The 22,255-nt window shown below is 65.5% G+C and carries 21 protein-coding genes; 13 read left to right on the forward strand and 8 right to left on the reverse strand.

What is annotated here, in order from left to right:
- Nucleotide 1: 1 nt before the first annotated feature.
- Together rdgB and rph are read right to left on the reverse strand one after the other, a co-directional pair.
- Entirely contained in the window at nucleotides 2-631 is a 630-nt protein-coding gene (rdgB, locus tag GRI89_RS04610; protein WP_328598087.1) for an RdgB/HAM1 family non-canonical purine NTP pyrophosphatase, read from the reverse strand.
- The gene (gene rph, locus GRI89_RS04615) at nucleotides 628-1,344 is read right to left on the reverse strand and encodes a ribonuclease PH (protein WP_159792649.1); all 717 of its coding nucleotides are present in this window, start codon (nucleotides 1,342-1,344) and stop codon (nucleotides 628-630) included. The genes rdgB and rph overlap by 4 nt, the downstream gene beginning before the upstream one ends.
- 49 nt (nucleotides 1,345-1,393) lie before the next feature.
- Here rph and hrcA point away from each other — a divergent pair, with 49 nt between their 5' ends.
- Both hrcA and GRI89_RS04625 read left to right on the forward strand, forming a co-directional pair.
- Complete coding sequence (hrcA, locus tag GRI89_RS04620; protein WP_159792651.1) at nucleotides 1,394-2,437, forward strand: heat-inducible transcriptional repressor HrcA; 1,044 nt, start codon at nucleotides 1,394-1,396, stop codon at nucleotides 2,435-2,437.
- Between the two features lie 10 nt (nucleotides 2,438-2,447).
- Complete coding sequence (locus GRI89_RS04625; protein WP_159792653.1) at nucleotides 2,448-3,029, forward strand: nucleotide exchange factor GrpE; 582 nt, start codon at nucleotides 2,448-2,450, stop codon at nucleotides 3,027-3,029.
- On the opposite strand, the gene GRI89_RS04630 is transcribed toward GRI89_RS04625, so the two are convergent.
- From GRI89_RS04630 to GRI89_RS04645, 4 genes are all read right to left on the reverse strand, one after another.
- Complete coding sequence (locus GRI89_RS04630; protein ID WP_159792655.1) at nucleotides 3,026-3,727, reverse strand: cysteine hydrolase family protein; 702 nt, start codon at nucleotides 3,725-3,727, stop codon at nucleotides 3,026-3,028. The two genes, GRI89_RS04625 and GRI89_RS04630, sit on opposite strands and share 4 nt — an antisense overlap.
- Before the next feature lie 56 nt (nucleotides 3,728-3,783).
- Nucleotides 3,784-4,947, reverse strand: coding sequence for a PrnB family protein (locus tag GRI89_RS04635; protein ID WP_159792657.1), 1,164 nt, complete (start codon nucleotides 4,945-4,947; stop codon nucleotides 3,784-3,786).
- A 91-nt stretch (nucleotides 4,948-5,038) separates the two neighbouring features.
- The gene (locus tag GRI89_RS04640; RefSeq protein ID WP_328598094.1) at nucleotides 5,039-5,536 is read right to left on the reverse strand and encodes a vgr related protein; all 498 of its coding nucleotides are present in this window, start codon (nucleotides 5,534-5,536) and stop codon (nucleotides 5,039-5,041) included.
- Complete coding sequence (locus GRI89_RS04645) at nucleotides 5,533-6,015, reverse strand: copper chaperone PCu(A)C (protein WP_159792659.1); 483 nt, start codon at nucleotides 6,013-6,015, stop codon at nucleotides 5,533-5,535. The genes GRI89_RS04640 and GRI89_RS04645 overlap by 4 nt, the downstream gene beginning before the upstream one ends.
- Nucleotides 6,016-6,191: 176 nt before the next feature.
- On the opposite strand from GRI89_RS04645, the gene dnaK reads away from it, so the two are divergent.
- The 3 genes from dnaK (at nucleotide 6,192) to GRI89_RS04660 (ending at nucleotide 9,804) form a co-directional block, all read left to right on the forward strand.
- On the forward strand, nucleotides 6,192-8,120 hold the full coding sequence (gene dnaK / locus GRI89_RS04650) for a molecular chaperone DnaK (RefSeq protein ID WP_159792661.1): 1,929 nt from the start codon (nucleotides 6,192-6,194) through the stop codon (nucleotides 8,118-8,120).
- Nucleotides 8,121-8,198: 78 nt separating this feature from the next.
- Complete coding sequence (gene dnaJ, locus GRI89_RS04655) at nucleotides 8,199-9,326, forward strand: molecular chaperone DnaJ (protein ID WP_159792663.1); 1,128 nt, start codon at nucleotides 8,199-8,201, stop codon at nucleotides 9,324-9,326.
- A gap of 4 nt (nucleotides 9,327-9,330) precedes the next feature.
- On the forward strand, nucleotides 9,331-9,804 hold the full coding sequence (locus GRI89_RS04660; RefSeq protein ID WP_328598088.1) for a low molecular weight protein-tyrosine-phosphatase: 474 nt from the start codon (nucleotides 9,331-9,333) through the stop codon (nucleotides 9,802-9,804).
- On the opposite strand, the gene GRI89_RS04665 is transcribed toward GRI89_RS04660, so the two are convergent.
- The gene (locus GRI89_RS04665) at nucleotides 9,788-12,106 is read right to left on the reverse strand and encodes a patatin-like protein (RefSeq protein ID WP_159792665.1); all 2,319 of its coding nucleotides are present in this window, start codon (nucleotides 12,104-12,106) and stop codon (nucleotides 9,788-9,790) included. The two genes, GRI89_RS04660 and GRI89_RS04665, sit on opposite strands and share 17 nt — an antisense overlap.
- A 98-nt stretch (nucleotides 12,107-12,204) precedes the next feature.
- Here GRI89_RS04665 and GRI89_RS04670 point away from each other — a divergent pair, with 98 nt between their 5' ends.
- The 8 genes from GRI89_RS04670 to GRI89_RS04705 all read left to right on the forward strand — a co-directional run bounded on the left by GRI89_RS04670 (nucleotide 12,205) and on the right by GRI89_RS04705 (nucleotide 20,175).
- Nucleotides 12,205-13,104, forward strand: a complete 900-nt coding sequence (locus GRI89_RS04670; protein ID WP_159792667.1) for an MBL fold metallo-hydrolase — start codon at nucleotides 12,205-12,207, stop codon at nucleotides 13,102-13,104.
- Between the two features lie 49 nt (nucleotides 13,105-13,153).
- Complete coding sequence (gene radA / locus GRI89_RS04675; RefSeq protein ID WP_159792669.1) at nucleotides 13,154-14,521, forward strand: DNA repair protein RadA; 1,368 nt, start codon at nucleotides 13,154-13,156, stop codon at nucleotides 14,519-14,521.
- Between the two features lie 10 nt (nucleotides 14,522-14,531).
- On the forward strand, nucleotides 14,532-15,062 hold the full coding sequence (locus GRI89_RS04680) for a CvpA family protein (protein WP_159792671.1): 531 nt from the start codon (nucleotides 14,532-14,534) through the stop codon (nucleotides 15,060-15,062).
- Nucleotides 15,062-15,496 (forward strand): iron-sulfur cluster assembly scaffold protein, encoded by a 435-nt coding sequence (locus GRI89_RS04685; protein WP_159792673.1) that lies wholly within the window; start codon nucleotides 15,062-15,064, stop codon nucleotides 15,494-15,496. The genes GRI89_RS04680 and GRI89_RS04685 overlap by 1 nt, the downstream gene beginning before the upstream one ends.
- A 34-nt stretch (nucleotides 15,497-15,530) precedes the next feature.
- Nucleotides 15,531-16,904: an MFS transporter gene (locus GRI89_RS04690; protein WP_159792675.1), complete on the forward strand. Its 1,374-nt coding sequence runs from the start codon at nucleotides 15,531-15,533 to the stop codon at nucleotides 16,902-16,904.
- Nucleotides 16,901-17,947 carry an alanine racemase gene (locus GRI89_RS04695; RefSeq protein ID WP_159792677.1) on the forward strand — a complete coding sequence of 349 codons (1,047 nt, stop codon included), beginning with the start codon at nucleotides 16,901-16,903 and terminating at the stop codon, nucleotides 17,945-17,947. The genes GRI89_RS04690 and GRI89_RS04695 overlap by 4 nt, the downstream gene beginning before the upstream one ends.
- 75 nt (nucleotides 17,948-18,022) lie before the next feature.
- Nucleotides 18,023-18,574, forward strand: a complete 552-nt coding sequence (gene phaR, locus GRI89_RS04700) for a polyhydroxyalkanoate synthesis repressor PhaR (protein ID WP_328598089.1) — start codon at nucleotides 18,023-18,025, stop codon at nucleotides 18,572-18,574.
- A gap of 56 nt (nucleotides 18,575-18,630) precedes the next feature.
- Nucleotides 18,631-20,175, forward strand: a complete 1,545-nt coding sequence (locus GRI89_RS04705) for an aminoacyl--tRNA ligase-related protein (protein WP_328598090.1) — start codon at nucleotides 18,631-18,633, stop codon at nucleotides 20,173-20,175.
- On the opposite strand, the gene GRI89_RS04710 is transcribed toward GRI89_RS04705, so the two are convergent.
- The gene (locus GRI89_RS04710; RefSeq protein ID WP_159792679.1) at nucleotides 20,169-22,181 is read right to left on the reverse strand and encodes a M3 family metallopeptidase; all 2,013 of its coding nucleotides are present in this window, start codon (nucleotides 22,179-22,181) and stop codon (nucleotides 20,169-20,171) included. The two genes, GRI89_RS04705 and GRI89_RS04710, sit on opposite strands and share 7 nt — an antisense overlap.
- Nucleotides 22,182-22,255 lie beyond the last annotated feature (74 nt).

Genomic DNA, 22,255 nt, shown 5'->3' on the forward strand with positions numbered 1-22,255 from the left:
CCTACCCTTCGAACTGGTCCGCGACCAGCTTGGCGAACGCATCGGCACGATGGCTGATGGCGTGTTTCTCCGCCGGGTCGAGCTCTGCGAACGTCAATTCACGCCCAGCGGGCACGAAGACCGGGTCGTATCCGAAACCCATCGTGCCCCGCGGCGGCCATGTCAGCGTGCCGTCGACGCGACCCTCGTAAATTGCATATTCGCCGTCGGGCCAGGCGAGGGCGAGAACGCTGGTGAACCAGGCATCGCGCGGCGTGTCCGCACCCTTGGCCTGGAGCATGCCCTCGACCTTGCCCATTGCCATGTACCAATCACGGCCCGGATCGCCCTCGAACCACTGCCGCTCGGCCCAGTCCGCTGTGTAGACCCCGGGCCGATTGTCGAGCGCAGCCACCGACAACCCGCTATCGTCGGCCAGCGCGACCATGCCCGAAGCCTCGGCGGCGGCGCGGGCCTTGATGAGGGCGTTCTCGACGAAGGTCCGGCCGGTTTCCGCCGGCTCGGGCAGGCCAAGCGAACCGGCGGATATGCAATCGACCCCGTGCGGCGCCATCAGCGCAGCGATTTCCTTCAGCTTGCCCGCGTTGTGCGTGGCAATGACCACCTTTCCGGAGCCGATGCGGCGGGTCACTTGGCGACCGCCTCCCCCTGCGCCTTGTAGATCTGCGCGCACCCGATCTGGGCGAGGCGAAGCAGGCGCAGCAGGCCTTCCTCGTCGTAGGTCGCGCCCTCGGCGGTGGCCTGCGCCTCGGCGATCTGGCCCCCTTCGATCAGCACGAAGTTGGCGTCGGCGTCGGCGTTCGAATCCTCGGCGTAGTCGAGATCGAGCACCGGGGTGCCCTGGTGGATGCCGCAAGAAATCGCCGCCACCTTGGCGGTAATCGGGTCCTCGCTGAGCTTGCCGTCCTTGAGCAGCTTGTCCACCGCGATACGCAGTGCGACCCAGGCGCCGGTGATCGAGGCGGTGCGAGTGCCGCCGTCGGCCTGGATCACGTCGCAATCGAGCGTGATCTGGCGTTCGCCAAGCTTTTCCAGATCTGTCACAGCACGCAAGGAGCGCCCGATAAGGCGCTGGATTTCCTGCGTTCGTCCGCTTTGCTTGCCCTTCGCCGCTTCACGCTGTCCACGCGTGTGCGTGGCGCGGGGCAGCATCGAGTATTCGGCGGTGACCCAGCCCGAGCCCTTGCCGCGCAACCACGGCGGAACCCGTTCCTCGACGCTGGCGGTCACGAGGACCTTGGTCTCTCCGAAGCTGATCAGGCACGAACCCTCGGCATGCTTGGTGAAGCCGGTTTCGATGGTGATGACGCGCATTTCGTCGGGCGCGCGACCGGATGGACGCATGGGGTTCTCCTTTTCGCGTGCCCGCCTAGCGACTAGATAGGCCTCTGTCATGTCGTCGCCACCCGTTTCCGAACTAAACGAACGAACCCGAGAGATTTTCCGCCTCGTGGTGGAGAACTACATCGCCAGTGGGCAGCCGGTGGGCTCGAAGACGCTGTCGGGGGAGGAGGCGCTCAACCTTTCGCCGGCATCGATCCGTTCGGTGTTGGCCGAGCTCGAATCGCTGGGCCTGCTCGCCGCGCCGCATACCAGCGCAGGGCGTATGCCGACCGAGACGGGGCTGCGGCTTTTCGTTGACGGGATGATGCAGGTCGCCGAGCCGAGTGCGGAGGAGCGTGCGGCCATCGAACGCCGCCTTTCCGCGCCCGGACCAATCGAACAGGCGCTCGAGCAGGTCAGCGCGATGCTCTCCGACCTCTCGGGCGCTGCGGGGATGGTCATGGTTCCGCGCCGCGAGCCGCGGCTGATGCAGATGACTTTGGTGCCGCTTTCTCCCGTGCGGGCGCTCGCGATTCTCGTGGCCGAGGACGGGCAAGTCGAGAACCGCGTCGTCCCGCTCGATGCGCCGCTCTCACCTTCGTCGCTTGAAATGGCCAGCAACTACCTTTCCTCGCGCCTGTCGGGTCGGACGCTGGCAGAGGCGGCCAGCCTGATGGGAGAGGAAATCGCCTCGGGCCGCAGCCAGCTCGACGAGGCTAGTCGCACGCTGGTCGAACGCGGGCTAGCGGTGTGGAGCGAGGACGCGGCGCGGCGCCCGGTGCTGATCGTGCGCGGTCAGGCCAACCTCCTCGACGAGACGGCACTGGGCGATATCGAACGCGTCCGTTCGCTGATCGACGACCTCGAAAACAAGCAGTCGATCGCCGGTCTGCTCGATTCGGCGCGCGAGGCGCAGGCGACTCGGATATTCATTGGCAGCGAGAACCGGTTGTTTGCGCTTTCCGGCTCGTCGGTCATCGCGTCTCCCTATCGCGATCGCGAGGGGAACGTGGTCGGCGTACTCGGTGTAATAGGTCCTACGCGGTTGAATTACGCGCGAGTCGTTCCCATGGTGGATTTCACAGCCCGCTCACTGGGCAAATTGATCGGATAACAGGACTTCGATGAGCAACGACAAGAAGCCGCGCGACGCTGCGGTCGAGGAGGAATTGAAGGGCGTTCCCGAGGAGCTGGTCGATACGGCCATGCTCGACGAGGAGGATGCGCCTTCGGAAAGCGATGCGCTGGCGCTGTTGCGCGACGATCTCGCCGCCGCCAAGCAGGAGGTTCTCTACGCCAAGGCCGAGGCGCAGAACGTGCGCCGCCGGGCGGAGAAGGACATTTCCGATGCGCGCGCCTATGCCGCGACCGGGTTCGCGCGCGACATTCTCTCGGTCTATGACAACCTCGTCCGCGCGATCGACGCGATCCCGGCCGACCTGCACGACGATCCGCGTCTCAAGGCGCTCGTCACCGGCGTCGAGGCGACCCAGCGCGAGGTGGAGAAGGTCTTCGCCCAGCATGGCATCAGCCGCATCGCCGCGGTGGGCCTGCCGCTCGATCCGAACCAGCACCAGGCGATGATGGAAATCCCCTCCGCCGAGGCCGAACCGGGCACCGTCGTGAACGAGATGCAATCGGGCTGGATGATCAAGGACCGCCTGCTGCGCCCGGCGATGGTCGGGGTGGCCAAGAAGCCGGACTAGGCGGGCTCCGCCTCGGCTGCGGCCGTCGCCAGCATTGCCTCCAACTCCTCCACCGAACGCAAGTCGGCGAAGATCAGCGCCATCGAATCCAGCGTCCCGGCGTGGGCCTCGTCGGTCAGCGCGGCGCAGGCGTCGGTGGCCATGATGACCTTGTAGTTGAGTTGCATCGCGTCGCGGGCGGTGCTCTCGCAGCAGCAGTTGGTCAGGGTGCCGGAGATGATCAGCGTGTCGATCCCGCGCGCCTCGAGGTGAGCGTCGAGTTCGCTGGTGCCCGGGGTAAAGCCGCTGAAGCGGTGCTTGTCGACCACCGCGTCCTCGGCCGCGACGTCGAGGCCGTCCCACAGCTGCCAGTATTGCGCGCCGGGCTGGAAGGCGTCGCGGTGCGCGCCGATCCCGGCGCCCATGCGCTCGTTGAATACCGGCCAGGCCATCGGTCCGGCCGCCGGGGTGGTGAAGCGGAGGAAGACGTTGTGCCCGCCCGCCGCTCGAATGGCCCGGCTCAGGCGGTTGATCTCGTCGACGACATTGCGCGCTTCCGGCACCTCGACCGGCGCGCCGATCTCCATGAAGCCGTTCTGCATGTCGACCACGACATGCGCGGTGCGCGCCGGGTCGATGCTGTCCCAGATGTTGCGGTCGCGCCCCCGTGCATCGAGGTATCGCGCGAGGATGGCGTGGTGATCGACGGCATGGGGCATCGGCGGCTCTCCTTGGGCGGGATTATCCGCCGCAAGAGCCGCCGATGCAATCCCGCTCAGGCGATGACCTGGGCGCGGTTTTCGTCGCGGTGCTTCTTCAGGTACTTCATGAAGGGCGTGCCGCCGGTGCCGACGTCGGGATCGTTGCCGGCGATCGAGCCCATCTGCTTGTTGATGTAGCTCGCTGCGTATTCGAGGTGCCGGGTGCGGAAGCGCGCGGCCTGCTCGACGCAGGCGTTGAACGCCGCTGTCAGGCTCGGCGAATTGATCGAAGCGACGAAGTCGCGCAGCGTCGATTTCGCCGCGAGATCCTCGATGAAGCGGCGATGCGGCACCGGGCGGTATTGGTGCAGTTCGGTCAGGAAGTGCTTCAGCGGGTCGTCGCTGTGGCCGACCTGGAACAGCGCATCCATCGCCGGGACGATGCTCGACTGTGAACCGGTCTGGCCGCGGAACGCCTGCGGCTGCCCGCCGAACTTCTCGACGCCCTGGTAGACCAGGCCGCCGTCCAGCGCCGGGTTGTTGGCCCATCCGTGGATGTAGGGGCGCACGCGGTGGAAATACATGTACGGGTCGCAGCGCTCGGGCATGCGGGCGAAGTGGCCGTAGATCCGCTCCCACGCGGCGTCCATTTCTACCAGCAGTCGTTCGGCCTCGGCAGCGTCTCCCTGCTTGGCGATTTCGACCAGCTTGGTAGCGTTGTCGAGCAGCACGCCGGCTTCGGCTTCGATGGCGACGTGGACGAGCACGAACCAGTTCTCGTCCTCACCGCCGAGGAAGTTCTGGTGCATGATGATGTTCGACAGGTCGATCGGGCCGCTCTTGTCGGCGCGGTACCAGTTGTCGAGCACGTAGCCCGAGTAGGGCAGCAGCGGGGCCTGGCCGAGCCGGTCGGCGACTGCGACCATTGGGCGGGCGAGGTTGGCGGGAAGGAACTCGGGTGCGGCGGGTTCGCCCCAGACATAGGCTTGGACCAGGAACGAGTAGTGCACCATCGCGGTGCGAACTTCTTCTTCGGCTGCTTCGCGCGCCCATTGCTCGAGACCGGGATCGGCGAGCTGGCCGAGCCAGTGGCGCACGCGTCCGGTGGTGAGGAGGCCGGACAGGGTTCCGGCGGCCTGTACAACGCCGTCGAACAGCGAGGGCAGGGTGACTTCGTCGATTTCGTAATGCGACAGGTAGCCGCGCTCGCGCGACATACCGTAATCGGAGAGATGCATGTGAGAACCATCGCGCCGGGCGCGGGTTGGGCCGCCCGGATCAACGACAGCCCCGGTAACAATTGAAACCGGTTAACTCAAGTCCCGAGCGTCAGCTTGCCCCCGGAAAGTTCACCAGCAGGTCGTAAGCGGCTCCGTCCGCGGCTCCTGCCAATTTGACCCCGTTGCGCAGCAAGAACGCATGCCGAACTATTTCGGCCTGCTGCTCGATGCCGTACTTCTCCAGCCGCCATCCCGGCTTGAGGCTGTAGTCGTAGCGGCAGAACGGATGGCGATGCAGCAAGAGGTACCATTCGCCGAGCGTCTGCGTTTGCCAGACGTGGGTCATTTCGTGAATGAACAGCCCCTGCCGGAGGAGCGGCACCTGCGCGAAATCGTCGCAATAGGCCTCGCCGAGCGGGTGGAAGTGCAGGTGGCCACGCGGGGCCAACGTCACGCGCCGTGGCTGGAACGGAAAGAACTTCCGCCGTCGGATGGTCACGCTGGCATAGTCGATCGCGCTGCCGAACACGCGGCGCGCCAGCGCGACCTCGCCATCGGTCAGGCGGCGCTCCCCGCCGGCGGGGCAGGAGGCGCCGCTATCGCCTATCGCTCCGAACCCGCAGCCTTGACCTCGGCCGGGAAGGTCGCGGTGCGACCGCCGACGAAGGTGAGCGTGACGTTTGTCGTGCCGCCAGCGGCAAGGCTGTCATCAAGCTTGAACGCCATGACGTGATTGCCACCCGGCGCGAAGGCGGTTTCAGTGCCCTTGGGTACCGGGATCGATGTCGCCTCGCCCATCTCGTTGACGCCATTGGCCATGGTCATCTGGTGCAGTTGGGTGCTTTCCGCGCCCTCGACAGATGCCGCGCGGATGAAAACGTCGCGGTCGCCGTCGTTTTGCGCCGTGAAGTACACCGCCGCCGGATTGCCCTTTACTGCGGGTAGCACCAGGCTGGCGCCTGTCACCGAAATCCCCGCCTGCGATCCGTCATCGACCTTGGCTTCGGTCGAGTCTCCGCCGCCGCATGCCGTCAGGCCCAGTGTGCCGACCGCCAGCGCGAAACTGGCCAAAAGTGCAGATTTCATTGTCATTCCTCCCCCATATCCATGGCGATTTTCTAGGCGTCTGCATCCCTTGTGCCAAGGGAAACCGCACCTATATCCGCCGCGTAATCGAAGTTCTCAACGAGCTGCCGAGTGGTCTTGCCAGGGACGGGGGACCGACCGAGCGGCGTCCAACTTGAAGAGGAATTGGGGAAACCATGGCCAAAGTTATCGGTATCGACCTCGGCACCACCAACTCGTGCGTCGCCGTGATGGATGGGGGCAAACCCAAAGTCATCGAAAACTCCGAAGGCGCGCGCACCACGCCTTCGATCGTCGCCTTCACCAAGGACGGCGAACGCCTGATTGGCCAGCCGGCCAAGCGCCAGGCGGTCACCAACGGCGACAACACCATCTTCGCGGTAAAGCGCCTGATCGGCCGCCGCTTCGACGACCCGGTGACCAAGAAGGACACCGAGCTGGTCCCGTACCACATCGTCAAGGGCAAGAATGGCGACGCCTGGGTCCAGGCCGGCGGCGAGGACTATTCGCCCAGTCAGATTTCCGCCTTCATCCTGCAGAAGATGAAGGAAACCGCCGAGAGCTATCTTGGTGAGACCGTCACGCAGGCCGTCATCACGGTTCCGGCCTACTTCAACGACGCGCAGCGCCAGGCGACCAAGGACGCCGGCCAGATCGCGGGCCTCGAAGTGCTGCGCATCATCAACGAACCGACCGCGGCCGCTCTCGCTTACGGGCTCGAGAAGGACGACGGCAAGACGATCGCGGTCTACGACCTCGGCGGCGGCACCTTCGACGTTTCGATCCTCGAGATCGGCGACGGCGTGTTCGAAGTAAAGTCGACCAACGGCGACACCTTCCTCGGCGGTGAAGACTTCGACAGCGCAATCGTCGAGTATCTCGCCGACCAGTTCAAGAAGAAGGAGAACATGGATCTCCGCACCGACAAGCTTGCCCTGCAGCGGCTCAAGGAAGCAGCGGAGAAGGCCAAGATCGAGCTGTCGAGCGCACAGACCACCGAGGTCAACCTCCCCTTCATCACCGCGCGCATGGAAGGCGGCAACACCACGCCGCTTCACCTGGTCGAAACGATCACACGCTCGGATCTCGAAAAGATGGTCGCCAAGCTGATCGAGCGCACCAAGGAACCGATGAAGAAGGCGCTGGCCGACGCCGGCATCTCCGCCAAGGACATCGACGAGGTGGTCCTGGTCGGCGGCATGACCCGCATGCCCAAGGTGCGCGAGGCCGTGAAGGAATTCTTCGGCAAGGAACCGCACACCGGCGTGAACCCGGACGAAGTCGTCGCCATGGGCGCGGCGATCCAGGCCGGCGTCCTGCAGGGTGACGTCAAGGACGTGCTGCTGCTCGACGTGACCCCGCTGTCGCTCGGCATCGAGACGCTCGGCGGTGTGTTCACCCGCATGATCGACCGCAACACCACGATCCCGACCAAGAAGAGCCAGGTCTACTCGACCGCCGAGGACAACCAGCAGGCGGTGACGATCCGCGTGTTCCAGGGCGAGCGCGAAATGGCAGCGGACAACAAGCTGCTCGGCCAGTTCGACCTCGTCGGCATCCCCCCGGCGCCGCGCGGCGTGCCGCAGATCGAGGTCGTGTTCGACATCGACGCGAACGGCATCGTCAACGTCAGCGCCAAGGACAAGGGCACCGGCAAGGAACAGCAGATCCGCATTCAGGCCTCGGGCGGCTTGTCCGACGCCGACATCGACCAGATGGTGCAGGACGCCGAGAAGTTCGCCGAAGAGGACAAGAAGCGCCGTGAAGGTGCCGAGGCGAAGAACAACGCCGACAGCCTCGTCCACGCGACCGAGAAGCAGCTCGAAGAGCACGGCGACAAGATCGACGCCGGCCTCAAGGGCGAGATCGAAAGCGCGATCGCAGAGGCCAAGACCGCCATTGAAGGTGGCGAGGTCGAGCTGATCAAGGCCAAGAGCCAGGCGTTGACCGACCTTGCCATGAAGATGGGCCAGCAGATCTACCAGCAGGAACAGGCCTCCGCGGCCGAGGCACCTGCGGGCGAGGGCGGTTCGGAGCAGGGTGCCGACGACGAGGAAGTCGTCGACGCCGAATTCTCCGAAGTCGACGAAGACAACAAGGGCTGAAACGCCTCATGGAAACCTCGACCGCCATCGGTGCTCTCGCGCCGGTGGCGGTAAGAGGTTCAGGGCGGGGTCGTTACCATGTCAGTTGAAATAGACTTTTACGAATTGCTCGGCGTTTCGCGCACCGCCGACGACAAGGAAATCAAGGCTGCCTATCGCAAGCTTGCGATGGAGCACCACCCGGACCGCAATCCGGGCTGCGGCGATAGCGAGGCCAAGTTCAAGGCGATCAGCGTCGCATACGATTGCCTCAAGGATCCGCAGAAACGCGCTGCCTACGACCGCTTCGGCCATGCCGCGTTCCAGAACGGCGGACCGGGCGGCGGCCAAGGCTTCGGCGGGGCCGACTTCGGCGATCTCGGCGATATCTTCGAGACCATCTTCGGCGGCGCTTTCGGCGGCGGCGGCAGTGCCCGCCAGCGCCCGCGCCGCGGCGCCGACCTGCGCTACGACATGCACGTCAGCCTCGAAGAGGCGTTTCATGGCAAGGACACCGAGATCGAGGTCGAGGTGTCCGTGGCCTGCGAGCCGTGCGGCGGCAGCGGGGCCAGCGCTGGCACCAGCAAGCGAACCTGCAACCTGTGTCGCGGCCAAGGCAAGATCCGTGCACAGCAAGGCTTCTTCGTCATCGAAAAGGCGTGCCACAACTGCAACGGCACCGGCGAGATCATCGAGAGCCCGTGCCGCGAATGCCGCGGCGAGGGCCGGGTCGACAAGCTCCAGCGGCTGACCGTCGAAGTTCCGCCGGGCGTCGATACCGGAACGCGCATTCGCCTCGCCGGCAAGGGCGAGGCAGGGCCGCAGGGCGCGCCGGCCGGGGACCTCTACATCTTCATGCACGTCAAACCGCACGCCGTTTTCGAGCGTGAGGGCACGACGCTGTTCACCCGTGTACCGGTCAGCTTCACCATGGCCGCGCTCGGCGACACTATCGACATCCCCGGGCTCGACGGCGAAGTCAGCGAAATCGACATCCCCGCCGGAATCCAGTCGGGCAAGCAGCTGCGCAAGCGCGGCGTCGGCATGCCGGTGCTGCAGGGCCGCGGCCGCGGCGACCTTGTGATCGAAATCGTGGTCGAGACGCCGACCAAGCTCAGCAAGGAGCAGAAGGCGATCCTCGAACAATTCCGCGAAACCGAGACCGGCGAGGAATGCCCGGAGAACCGAAGCTTCTTCGATAAGATTCGCAACACCTTCGGCGGGTGATGCGGTGAGAAGGCGGCCGGCAGTCCTGTTCGTCTGCCTCGGCAACATCTGCCGGTCCCCGCTGGCCGAAGCGGCGCTTCGCAGCGCGGCGAGCAGGGCCGGGCTCGACATCGCCGTCGATTCCGCCGGGACCGGCAACTGGCACGTCGGCAACCCGCCCGACCGCCGCGCGCAGGCTACCGCCTTGCGGCACGGCATCGACATCTCGCGCCTGCGGGCGCGGCAGGTCGAGTCCGCGGACTACACCCGCTTCAGCCACATCTTCGCGCTCGATCATGACAACCTGCGCACCTTGCGCATGCGCGCGCCCCCCAATGCGACCGCAGAAGTTGCCCTGCTGCTCGACTGGGTCGCGGGCCGCGTCGGCATGTCCGTGGCCGATCCCTATCACGGCGGCAGCGCGGATTTCGAGAAGACCTGGCAGGACGTGTCGGCCGCCGCCGAGGCGCTGGTTGCGCGGTTCAGCTCGCGGGCCTGATCGCCAGCACTTCCTTGCGCACTTGCGTTACGAGGCCGGGATCGGCGATGAGCCGGCCTTCTTCCTCATCGAGGATGGCGAGGAAGGCTCGCCGCTTGAACTCGCCGCACCGGGCGTGGTCGAATTCGGGGACCGTCGAACAGATCAGGTCGATCATCCGTTCGGCCCCGTGCAAGCGGCCCCACAGGTAATCGTTCTCGCGATAGCCGCGGCTGAAGAAGGCGCCGAAGTTGTAGAACTCTGTGCCGCGCAGCGTCGCTCGGGTTCCGCCTTCACGAATGGCGCGGGCATCGTCGGGGCTGATACGGTCGACCTTCACTCCCTCGAACTCGGTAAAGCCCTCGTTCTGGAGCAGCGGCAGGGTGGCGACGTCGTAGAAGGGGAAGCCGAGATAGGTCAGCAGCGTCTTGCGGCGCAGGTCCTTGGGCATCGCTTCCAGCGCCGCGGTCAGCAGGACTTCGGCTTCGACATCGGCAGAGGTGAGCGAGCGGTGCCCGGCAAGCGCATCGATCACCGCGCCGGGGTTCGAAAGCACGTCGGCGGCGAGAGCGGGGAATTCGTCGCCCAGCGGGTCGAGCCCGTCGCGGGCGAAATAGATCGCGAGAACCTTGTAGATCTGCTCGCGAGCCGCATCGAGCGCGTTGTCGGGGATCTCCGGATCGCTTTCCCAGTCGAGCGACAGGCGCCGGGCGATGAGACGCAGGCGGCGCACGCGGAAGGTCAGGTCGTGGGCGCGCAGGAAGGCGATGGTCTCAGGCGTCGCACCGCCACCCGGCGCCCCGGTGCGCTCCAGCCCGCGCTCGGCCAGTTCGCGCCGCAGGACCGCGATCACCGGGTCGGGCGAGGTGAGGCCGAGCTTGGGCGCCGCCCGCATAACGGTGCGAGCCATTCGCTCGACGATCCCGGCGAGCTTGGCCTGGGCATAGGCCCCGAAGGCATAGCCGGCTTGCTCGGCGGCGGCCTGCTGCGCCCGTGAGCGCCACCCCGACAGGCGCTTGGGCGTCGGCCGGTCGAGGAACAGGACCCGCCCGAACAGACGGTCGACCGCGGCTTCGACCTCGGGCCGCAGTCCGTTGATGATCTGCCGCGTACGTTCCGCCTCGCGGCTGCGCTGTTCGAGCAGTTCGAGGTTGTCGCGGATCGGCTGTTCGCGCGGGATGGTCGAGAGCGATCCGAAAATCGCCCCGAAGAAGCTCACCGGCTCGTTCTGCCGTCCGGCGAGCATGTCGAAGCGGTCGGGCCGCGGATCGATGTAGACGAAGCGCCGGTCGACCTCGCGCTGTGCCGGGCGGGCGGGCAGGGCGGCGATGGCCGCGGCGAATGGGGCGTTGACCAGCACCGACCCGTCGATCAGCGAGACGTTGGCCTCGTTGCCGTTGCGCAGGTGCACCGGCATCACGCGTTCGAGGAAGGCAGCGCGGCCCGGCCATTTGCTGCCGCTGTTTTTCGCCAGGTCGTCGATTTCGCCTAGCTGGAGCGCCGGGAAGGCGCCGGGGAAGCTTGCAGTGGCGCGTCCGGCAAATGTCAGCTCGAGCAGGTCGGCAAGGTTGTTTCCGCCCGTCAGCGGTGTGCGGGCCGAGAACTGAATCTGCAGCCGATGCTCGCTTTCCTCCACCACCGGCGGGCTGTGCAGGTGCAGGGGTTCGAGGAAGCCGCGGAAGTCGGTCGTGGTGACCATCAGGTCGAGCGGGTGGCCCGGCGGCAGCAGCGGCGATCCGTTGCCGCCCTCGGCCATGGCCTGCAGCGCGTTGTGGATCAGCCGCGAGAAGCCTTCGCCGGAGAAGGGCGGTTCGAACCAGCGCCCTCGCATGAAGTGCGAGACCTTGCGCCGCACCTCGGCCTGCGTTTCCGGCGAGACGCTTTCGGAAACCGCGTTGCCGGGGCGGCTCAACACCCATTCCACCAGCGGCTGCGCCCAGTACTTGGAGAACTTCCATCCCGGTTTCGCCGCCGGATCGATCAGCGCATCGACGTCCGCCGACCTGAGCCACAAGTCGGTCAGCGGTTCGAGGCTGTGTCCCGAATGGATTGCCTGGGCGAGAAAGATCGCGTTGATGCCTCCGGCGCTCGCCCCGGCAAGGATGTCGGTGAAGACTCGCAGCCGGATCCCGTCGTGCGCCTCGATCTCGCCGAGCAGTTCCTGGTAGACCGCTTCGGTCCCTCCGGTGTGCACTTCGGTCGCATGCAGCCCGCGGCTCGCCCGCGCGGACTTCCACACCTCCTTGGTGACGCCGTGCATGTAGACGGCGAGGCTGACCCCCCCGTAACAAATGAGCGCAATCCGCAGTTCTTTTTGCCGCATGTAACGCGACCTAGCCGCATCGGCGGCGGCAAGGCAATTGCAGCATCGAATGGACAGCCCACGGCGCGCGGGATAGCTTGGCCTCGAGGGGGAACGCCATGAAATCGCACAACGCCATCGCCGCCACCATCCTGTTGCTCACTTCCGGCTCGGCCGCCGCGCAATCGGCACCCGACGGTACCGAAATTCGCGCGGTCGAGGTCAAGCCGGGTATTGCGGTGCTGTACGGTTTCGGCGGCAACATCGGCGTCAGTTACGGGCCGGACGGGACCATACTGATCGACGACCAGGTCGGCGACCTGACCCCCAAGATCCAGGCCGCCGTGGCCAGCTTAGGAGCCAGTCCCGCACGGTTCGTCGTCAACACCCACTGGCACTGGGACCACGCCATGGGGAACGAGAATTTCGGCAAAGCCGGGGCGACGATCGTCGCACACAACAATGTCCGCCCACGATTGATCAAGGGCGGGACCGTTACCGGGATCGTCTCCGAGCCCGCCCCGCACGTCGCCCTGCCGGTGGTGACCTACGATCACGGCATGACGCTCCACGTGAACGGCGACACGCTCGACATCCGTTTCCTAGGTGGCGGGCATACCGATGGCGACAGCGTGGTCTTCTGGCGCGACGCAAACGTCGTTCACATGGGCGACCTGTTCATGCACAATCTGGGCTGGCCCTTCATTGACATCGAGTCCGGGGGCAATGTCGAGCACCACCTGGCGACGCTGGCGCAGGTCATCTCGCAGACCGATGGCGCAACGGTGGTGATTCCGGGGCATGGCGAACTTGCCACGCGGTCCGACCTGATTGCCTTCCGGTCAATGGTCGAGACCGGCGTCGGCAGGGTGAGGGTACTCAAGGACGCGGGCAAGACGCTGCAAGCGGCAATTGCGGCCAAGCCGCTGGCCGGCCTGTCCAACGCGGAGGGCGGCTTTGTTACCGACGACCAGTTCGTCGAAGCGGTATGGAAGAGCCTCGACGCCCACGGTCATTAGTCCGGCAAAGGGGCTTGTGTTCTATATCTGTTCTGGTTAGTTCCGGAACATGTCAAAGACAAAGCGACGCTACATCTGCCAAGCCTGCGGGGGCGTTTCGCACCGCTGGCAGGGCCAGTGCCCCGACTGTGCGGAGTGGAATTCGCTGGTCGAGGATACCCCGGCGAGCGTCTTTTCCGCCAAGCACGACCTGTCCAACGGCGGGCGGGCGATCGAGTTCGTTCCGCTCGATGCGCCGGGCGAGAAGCTGGAGCGGCGTTCGACCGGGCTGCCCGAATTCGACCGGGCGCTGGGCGGCGGACTGGTGCCGGGCGCGGCGATCCTGATGGGCGGCGATCCTGGTATCGGGAAATCGACTCTGTTGCTGCAGGCTTCTGCGAAACTCGCCCAGACTGGTGCCGACGTGGTCTATGTCAGCGGCGAGGAAGCGGCCGGGCAGGTGCGGCTGCGGGCCGAGCGGCTCGGCCATGCCAAGGCGCCGATCCGGCTCGCCTCGGCCACGTCGGTGCGCGACATCCTCACCACGCTGGGGCGGGGACCCGCGCCGACGCTGCTGGTGATCGATTCGATCCAGACTATGCACTCCGACACCATCGAGGGTGCGCCGGGCACGGTCAGCCAGGTGCGCGGCTGCGCCTTCGAGCTGATCCGCTACGCCAAGGAGAACGGCACCGTCCTGGTTCTTGTCGGGCATGTCACCAAGGACGGGAATATCGCCGGGCCGCGCGTGCTCGAGCACATGGTCGACGTGGTCATGAGCTTCGAGGGCGAGCGCAGCCACCAGTACCGGATCCTCCGCGCACTCAAGAACCGCTTCGGCGCGGTCGACGAGATCGGCGTCTTCGCCATGGCCGGGCAGGGGCTGGAGGAAGTGCCCAACCCGTCCTCGCTGTTCCTCACCGGGCGAGAGACGCCGATTGCCGGGAGCGCGGTCTTCCCGGCGCTCGAGGGAACCCGTCCGGTGCTGGTCGAGGTCCAGGCGCTGATCGTGCGGCTGCAATCGGGCGCGACCCCGCGCCGCGCGGTGGTGGGGTGGGATTCGAGCCGCCTTGCCATGCTGCTGGCGGTGCTGGAATCGCGCTGTGGTCTCAATTTCTCCTCCGCCGAGGTCTACCTCAACGTCTCGGGTGGCTACCGGCTTTCCGACCCGGCGGCCGATCTAGCGGTGGCCGCGGCGCTGGTCTCGGCGCTGGCCAACAGGCCGCTGCCGTTGCGCAGTACATGGTTCGGCGAGGTTTCGCTCGCTGGCGAGGTGCGCCCAGTCGCCCATGCCGGGCTTCGGCTACGCGAGGCCGCCAAGCTCGGCTTCGATGCGGCCAGCGGGCCGGCAGAAGTCGGCGAAGTGCCCAAAGCCATGCGCTACGATGCGGTTGATCGCTTGCCCAAGCTCGTTGACCGGATAATCGGCGCCTCTTAAATCAGGACCGATGACCGGTTTCGATATTATCGTCCTGGTGATCGTGGGTGTCGCAGCAATCGGCGGTTTCACGCGCGGTTTCCTCCAGGAAGTCCTTTCCCTGCTAGCCTGGGTGCTGGCGGTATTCGCTATTCGCTACCTGCATACGGACATGACGGCGTTCCTGTTCGATTACCTCGGTTCGCCGACGAGCGCGGCCGTGCTCGCATTCGCGTTGCTGCTGCTCATTCCCTACGCGGCGATGAAGGTTATCGCCGGCAATATCGGCAAGGCTTCGCGCGGCTCGGTGATCGGGCCGATCGACCGCGTGCTCGGCTTCGGCTTCGGTGCAATCAAGGGCGTGATCATCGTCATCATCGCCTTTTCGCTGGTGGTGCTCGGCTACGACACGGTCTGGGGCCCGACCGGGCGACCGCTGTGGATCAAGGAAGCGCGCACCTACACCTTCGTCAACGCCGCCTCGGAAGCGATGGTTCAGCTGATCCAGGAGCGGCGCGAGGAGCTCCGTGAAGAGAGCGATTCGATCGACGGCGACGCCTGATGGCCGGCGCGGAGCGCCTTTACACGCCCGAATTGCTCGGTTTGGCGGTTGAACTGGCCGAATGGCCGCTCGATGAAGCGCTTCATCTGCAAGGTTCCGCACGCTCGAAGAGCTGCGGCAGCACGCTCGATATCGGGCTCGACCTCGACGATGCAGGGCGGATTGCAGACTTGGGAATGCGAGTGCGCGCCTGCGCCATCGGTCAGGCCGCGGCGGCACTGTTCGCACGTGCGGCCAAGGGTAGGACCTCGGACGAGATAGCGGACGCAGGCGACGCGATTGCCCGCTGGCTGGCAGATGGCGGCGACGTGCCTGCCTGGCCGGACCTGGCGCTGCTCTCCGCCGCGCGCGGCTATCCCGCCCGGCATGGCGCGATCATGCTGCCGTGGACGGCGGCCCGCGACGCCCTTTGCAGTGTCTCGCCCGCCCGCTAATCGGGAAGGAAGACTAGGGGACGAGGTAACGAATATGGCCAGTGCAGCGGCAGTCGTGCACCAACCGAGCGCCAGCGAGATCCGCCTCGTGATCGCCGCCAGTTCGGCCGGCACGATCTTCGAGTGGTACGACTTCTTTATCTACGGCACGCTCGCCAGCTTCATCGGCGCGGCCTTCGTCCCCTCGGACAACGACCTCGTACGCCAGTTGACGGTGTGGGCCGGGTTCGCGGTCGGCTTCGGTTTTCGCCCGCTCGGCGCGGTGCTGTTCGGCTATCTCGGCGACAAACTGGGGCGAAAGTACACCTTCCTGGTGACGGTGACACTGATGGGCATCGCCACCGCGGGAGTAGGACTGGTGCCTTCGGTCGCTTCGATCGGCCTTCTTGCGCCCGTCGTCGTCATCCTGCTGCGCATCATGCAGGGCCTTGCGCTCGGCGGGGAATACGGCGGTGCGGCGATCTACGTTTCCGAGCACAGCCCGCCGGGGAGGCGCGGATTCTATACCGGCTTCATCCAGGCGAGCGTGGTCGGCGGCTTCGTGCTGAGCCTGATCGTGGTGCTGGCCTGCAAGCTGCTGATGGACGACGCGACGTGGGCCGCATGGGGCTGGCGCGTGCCATTCGTGCTCAGCCTCGCGCTGCTCGCGATCAGCCTGTGGATGCGCTTCAAGCTGTCGGAAAGCCCGGTATTCAAGGCGATGAAGGCCGAGGGGCAGATGAGCAGCAATCCGTTCAAGGAGAGCTTCACCTACCCCGGCAACGGCAAGCGCATCGTCGTCGCCCTGTTCGGCGTGGCCGCCGGGCTGACGGTGATCTGGTACACCGCGATGTTCTCGGGCCTCAACTTCCTCAAGGGCCCGATGCGGATCGAGGAAACCGCGGCCGAAATCATCGTCGGAATCGCGGCGCTGATCGGCATGAGCTTCTTCGTCTATTTCGGCGCACTGTCCGACCGCATCGGCCGCAAGCCGCCGATCGTCTGGGGTTATGCCTTGACGCTGGTGCTGCTGTTCCCGTGCTTCTGGCTGATCGGTTGGGTTATGGAGCCCTCGCTGGCGATCTCGGGCGAAAACGTTCGTATCACGCCGAGCGGTTTTCAGATCATGGTGATCATCTTCGCGCTGCTCGTCCTCTCGGCGCTGTCGGGCGCAACCTACGGTTCGGTGGCGGCTCTGCTCTCGGAGATGTTCCCGCCGAAGATACGCTACAGCTCGATGTCGATCCCTTACCACATCGGCACCGGCTATTTCGGCGGCTTCCTGCCGCTCATCGCCACCGCCATCGTTGCCGAGACGGGCAATCCCTATTCGGGACTCTGGTACACCTGGGCGGTGGTGCTGATGGCGCTCGTCTTCGCCTGGTGGGGCCTGCGCGACGGCCCACCGCGCGACTTCGCCGACGAATGACCGGCGTCCTTCCGCGCACCCTGCGCCTGCGCTTTGACGAAGCCGCGCTGGCCGGCAACTGGCGCGCGCTCGATGCCATGTCGGGAACGGCGACCGCCGGCGCAGCGATCAAGGCCGATGGCTACGGCCTCGGCGCGGCGCGCGTCGTGCCGGTGCTGCGCGAGGCCGGGTGCCGCAATTTCTTCGTCGCCCACTGGAGCGAGGTCGAGCCGATGCTCGCCCACGTCGGGCCGGGCGAGCTCGCCGTCCTGCACGGACCGCACGTTGCCGAGCATGTCGCACTCGCCCGCTCCAAGGGAGTGCGCCCGGTGATCAACAGCGTGCGGCAGGCGCGGCTCTGGCTCGAGGGCGGCGGTGGCCCTTGCGACCTGATGCTTGATACGGGGATCAACCGCCTCGGCCTGCCGCCAACCGAGATCGGCGACGAGGCGATCGCCCGGCTCGAAGTCGAGACCCTGATGTCGCATCTCGCCTCGGCCGACGAGGACAGCGCGCAGAACGAGGAGCAACGCTCGCTGTTCTGTCAGCTCGCAGGTCATGTTGCGCACAAAAGGCGCAGCCTCGCCAACAGTTCCGGCATCGCGCTGGGTTCGGAATACGCCTTCGATCTCACCCGGCCGGGCATAGCGCTCTACGGCGGCGTGCCGCGGCCCGAACTGGCACCAGCGATCCGCCAGGTCGCTTATCCGCAGGCGGCAGTCATCCAGTTGCGTGACCTGAAGGCGGGCGATCGCGTCGGCTACAACGCGGCATGGACAGCAGACGGCCCGACCAGAGCGGCAACGGTTTCGATTGGCTATGCGGACGGTTTCCTGCGCTGCCGGGCGGGGCAGGGCGCGCTGCAGTTCGGCGGTGCCGTGTTACCCCTTCTGGGGAAGATTTCGATGGATATGGTCGTGGTTGACTGCGGCGTTGCACAAAATATCGCGGAGGGAGACTGGCTCGACATCCCGTTCGATCTGCCAACTGTCTCAAAACAAACGGGAATCTCACAATACGAATTGCTTACCACTCTTGGGCGTAGATTTTCGACGATAAATTAGCCCGTTCATGTTGCGCTGCACTTGCTGCAAGTGCTAAGAAATGGGGGGCACACTGTACACGGGGATGAAGAGGTCGTGGCAACTGCACAACCAGCAGCAGAAGAACCGGTCATCGTAAAGAAGTACGCCAACCGGCGTCTCTACAATACGCGCAGCTCCAGTTACATCACGCTCGACGATCTGGCACGGATGACGCGGCAAGGTACTGAATTCGTCGTGCTCGACGCCAAGACCGGCAACGATATCACCCACACGATCCTGACTCAGATCATCATGGAAGAGGAATCGAGCGGCGAGCAGATGCTGCCGATCGGCTTCCTCCGCCAGCTCATCGCCATGTACGGCGACTCGATGCAGGCGGTGATGCCGCAGTATCTCGAAGCCTCGATGAACAACTTCCGCGCCAACCAGCAGAAGCTTCAGGACGCCTGGAAGTCGAGCGTCGGGCCCGAAGCCTTCAGCAAGATGGCCGAGACCAACATGGCCATGTTCAAGGCCGCGACCAGCGCCTTCATGCCCAAGACCACTGCCGCTCCGCCCCCGGCCGCCGGGACCGAAAGCGAACTCGATCTGCTCAAGAAGCAAATGGCGGCGATGCAGAAGAAGCTCGACGAGCTTGGCAAATAGTCCGCGGCGGGCCACTGCCTGCCGCGTAGACTGAAACAGATTCGGAAAATTCAATCGTGACGGCAATTCGCCACGCTCTTTCCATCACGCGCGACGCCGATTTCGCGCAGTGGTACCAGGAAGTTATCGCCAGCGCCGACATGGCCGAGGAATCGGGCGTGCGGGGGTGCATGGTCATCAAGCCGTGGGGCTGGGGCATCTGGGAACGCATGCAGGCGCTGCTCGACCGGCGGATCAAGGCCGCGGGCGTGCAGAACGCCTACTTCCCGCTCTTCATCCCGCTCGGCAACTTCGTCCGCGAGGCGGAGCACGTCGAAGGCTTCGCCAAGGAAATGGCGGTCGTCACGCATCACCGCCTGATCGCCGATGGCAAGGGCGGACTGGTCCCCGATCCCGAGGCCAAGCTGGAAGAGCCGTTGATCGTGCGTCCGACATCGGAAACTATCATCGGCGATGCGATGAGCCGCTGGACCCAGTCGTGGCGCGACCTGCCGTTGATGCTCAACCAGTGGGCCAACGTGGTGCGCTGGGAAATGCGCACGCGCATGTTCCTGCGCACCAGCGAGTTCCTCTGGCAGGAAGGCCATACCGCGCACGAAAGCCGCGACGACGCCATGGCCGAGACGCTGCGTGCGCTCGAAATGTACCAGGCCTTTGCCGAGGAGGACGTGGCGCTGCCGGTCATCGTCGGCGAGAAGCCAGCAAACGAGCGCTTTCCCGGCGCGGTCGGTACCTGGTCGATCGAGGCGATGATGCAGGACGGAAAGGCGCTGCAGGCCGGCACAAGCCACTATCTCGGCACCAGCTTCGCCGATGCGGCGAACATCCGCTTCCAAGATCGGGAAGGCAGCCAGCAACTGTGCCACACCACGAGCTGGGGCGTTTCGACGCGCATGGTGGGGGCGATGATTATGGCCCATGGCGACGACGACGGCCTGCGCGTGCCGCCGGCGCTGGCGCCGTTCCAGGTGGTCATCGTGCCGATGCTGCGCGAAGACGACGGCGACGCGGCGATCCTCGAATATTGCGCCGGATTGCGCGCAGCATTGCTGCAGCAATCGGCGTTCGGGGAACCCCTGCGTGTCCTGCTCGACGCCAAGCCGGGCAAGGCCGCGGCCAAGCGATGGGATTGGGTCCGCAAGGGCGCGCCGCTGATCGTCGAAGTCGGCCCGCGGGACATGGAGAACGGCAAGGTCGCCGTCCTGCGCCGCGATGCGCTGTGGAACCTCGACAACGGCAAGCCCGCCTTCGACTTCGCCGCGAAAGACGAATTCGTGACGAATGCTGCGGCCGTGCTGCAGCAGATCCAGCAGTTCCTGTTCGACGAGGCCCATGCGCGTCGCGAAGCAAACATCGTCCGCGATATCGACACCATCGAGGCGCTCGACGCCTTCTTCGCGGCCGACAAGCGCTATCCGGGCTGGGCTGAGGTGCAGTGGTCGCGGCCCGAGGGCGGGGCGCTCGACAAGGTCGTCGAGCAGCTCAAGGCCCGCAAGCTGACCTTCCGCAACGTGCCGCTCGACGCGGAACCGGCAAACGGCGCCTGCCTGTTCACCGGAGAGCCCGCGGTCGAGCGGATCTACGTCGCCCGCGCTTACTGACCCTTTGCCAGTTCGGCCTTGTAGGCTTCGAGGCTGATATCGCGGCCGAGGAAGTCGCGCACAAGTTCGGCAGCCGGTTCGGTCCCACCCTTGGCGAGGACCTTGGCGCGGTATTCGGCGGCTGTCGTCGCGTTACGCAGGCCGTCGGCCTTGAACCGGGTGAACAGGTCGTCGGCAATGACCTTCGACCAGCGATAGGTGTAGTAGATCGCCGAATAGCCGTTGAGGTGGCCGAATGCGTCCTGCATTTCGACCCACTCGGGCGACGGAACAATGGCGTACTGGTCCCGCCACTGTCGCGTTGCCGCGCCGAGGTTGTCCGGTACCGGGTTCTGGTGGAACTGAAGCGAGATGTTGGCGTAGCCGAGCTGCGTCATGTCACCGAGCCCGAGGTTGAAGTACCGCGCGTGGTTCATCCTTTCGACCAGGTCGCGCGGGATTGTGTTGCCGTCTTTGTCGACCGCGAATTTCGCCAGCGTGTCGAAGTCGTAGACCCAATTCTCGAGCATCTGGCTCGGGGCTTCGACGAAGTCCCATTCGGTGGCCACGCCCGACTGTCCGAGCCAGCGGGTGTGACCGCCGAACATGCCGTGGATCATGTGACCGAACTCGTGGAGGAAGGTTGTAACCTGGCTGTGCTCCATCAGACCGGTGCTGTGGTCGCCGTCGGGTAAGTTCTGCACCAGCGCGGCGACCGGCGGCTCACCATTAAGTCCGGGACGGACCGGCACCATGTTGGCGTGGCTGTACTTGCCCGGACGCGGATGGTTGTCGAAGTAGAACCGGCCAATGACATTGCCGTTTTCGACCATCTCGTAAGTTTCCACTTCGGGATCCCAAACCGGAGTGTCCCATTCACGGATCTCGACGCCGAACAGGTCCTCGGTAAGCCTGAGAATACCGTCGCGCACGTTGTCGTAGGCGAAGTACTGGCGGGCTTCCTGCGGGTCGTAGGCATAGAACTTTTGCTGCACCTTCGGGCTCAACCAGCCGGTCTGCCAGAACTCGATCTTTTCTGCGCCGGGACGCAGCTCGCGCAGGACCTCGAGGTTCTTGGCGTAGTCGGCCATAGCTGCGGGCCGGGCGGCCGCGGCCATATCGGTCAACAGGGTCTGCACCTTCTCCGGCGTGTTGACCATCTTGTCCTCGAGCACGAGCGCCGCGTAGTTCGGGCGGCCGAGGATCGTCGCCAGTTCCTGCCGCAGGGTGAAGATCTGTGTGAGGACCTCGTCGTTGGCTGGATAGGCGCGGCGGTTATAGACTTCAGACAGACGGCGGCGCAGGTCGTCGCTTTCCGCATAGGTCATGACGGGCTGGTAATCCGGCGTGTCGGTCGAAATCTCGATCAGGCCATCGGCACCCGGCTTGCGCGCGGCGATGAAGTCCGCCGGCAGGCCCGCGAGTTCCTCCGGCCTGACCTTGATGACGCCGCGCCCATTGGCGATGTTGTTCTGGAAGGTCGTGCCCAGTTCGGCGAGCTTTTCGTTGAGCTCCTGCACCCGCGCGCGCGGTCCGTCAGGGAGGGCGACGCCCGAAGCCTCGAACGCCTGCAGCGTGCGCGACAGGTACCACTGGGTCGCCGCGTCGGCACCGCCGACGTCGATCGCCTTGAGTCGGTCGTAGATCGGGCGAGACAGGCCAATGGAACTGCCCAGGGTGGCGAGGCGGACCTGGCAGGCGGCTCCGGCGTCTCGGCGTTCCTGGTCGGCCATGACCTCCTGGTAGAGAGTGAACTCGCCCGAACCCGCACCGAGCAGGGCGTTGAGCTCGTCGTATCGGGTCAGCGTGCCATCGACGGTTGCCGGTCCGCTCTCGCTTTCCAGAGCGGTCTTGCGCTCGGTAATCGCCGCCACATAGGCGTCGCACTTGGCATCGATCGTCGCGCCATCGGGCGCTGTAGCGAGGATCGGTCCCATCGTGTCCAGCACGCTGACCTCAGAAGCCATGGCGGGGGTCGCGGAGAGCGCGGTGGTGGCGAGCAGGACGCCGGAGAACATGGATTTCATGTGGCAAGGGGACTTTCCTGATGGGCGAATGCGGTTTCAATAGAAATTTCAAGCTGACTTGCAAATGAAGCCTG

This window comes from Croceibacterium salegens (genome assembly GCF_009827435.1).
GTDB lineage: Bacteria > Pseudomonadota > Alphaproteobacteria > Sphingomonadales > Sphingomonadaceae > Croceibacterium_B > Croceibacterium_B salegens.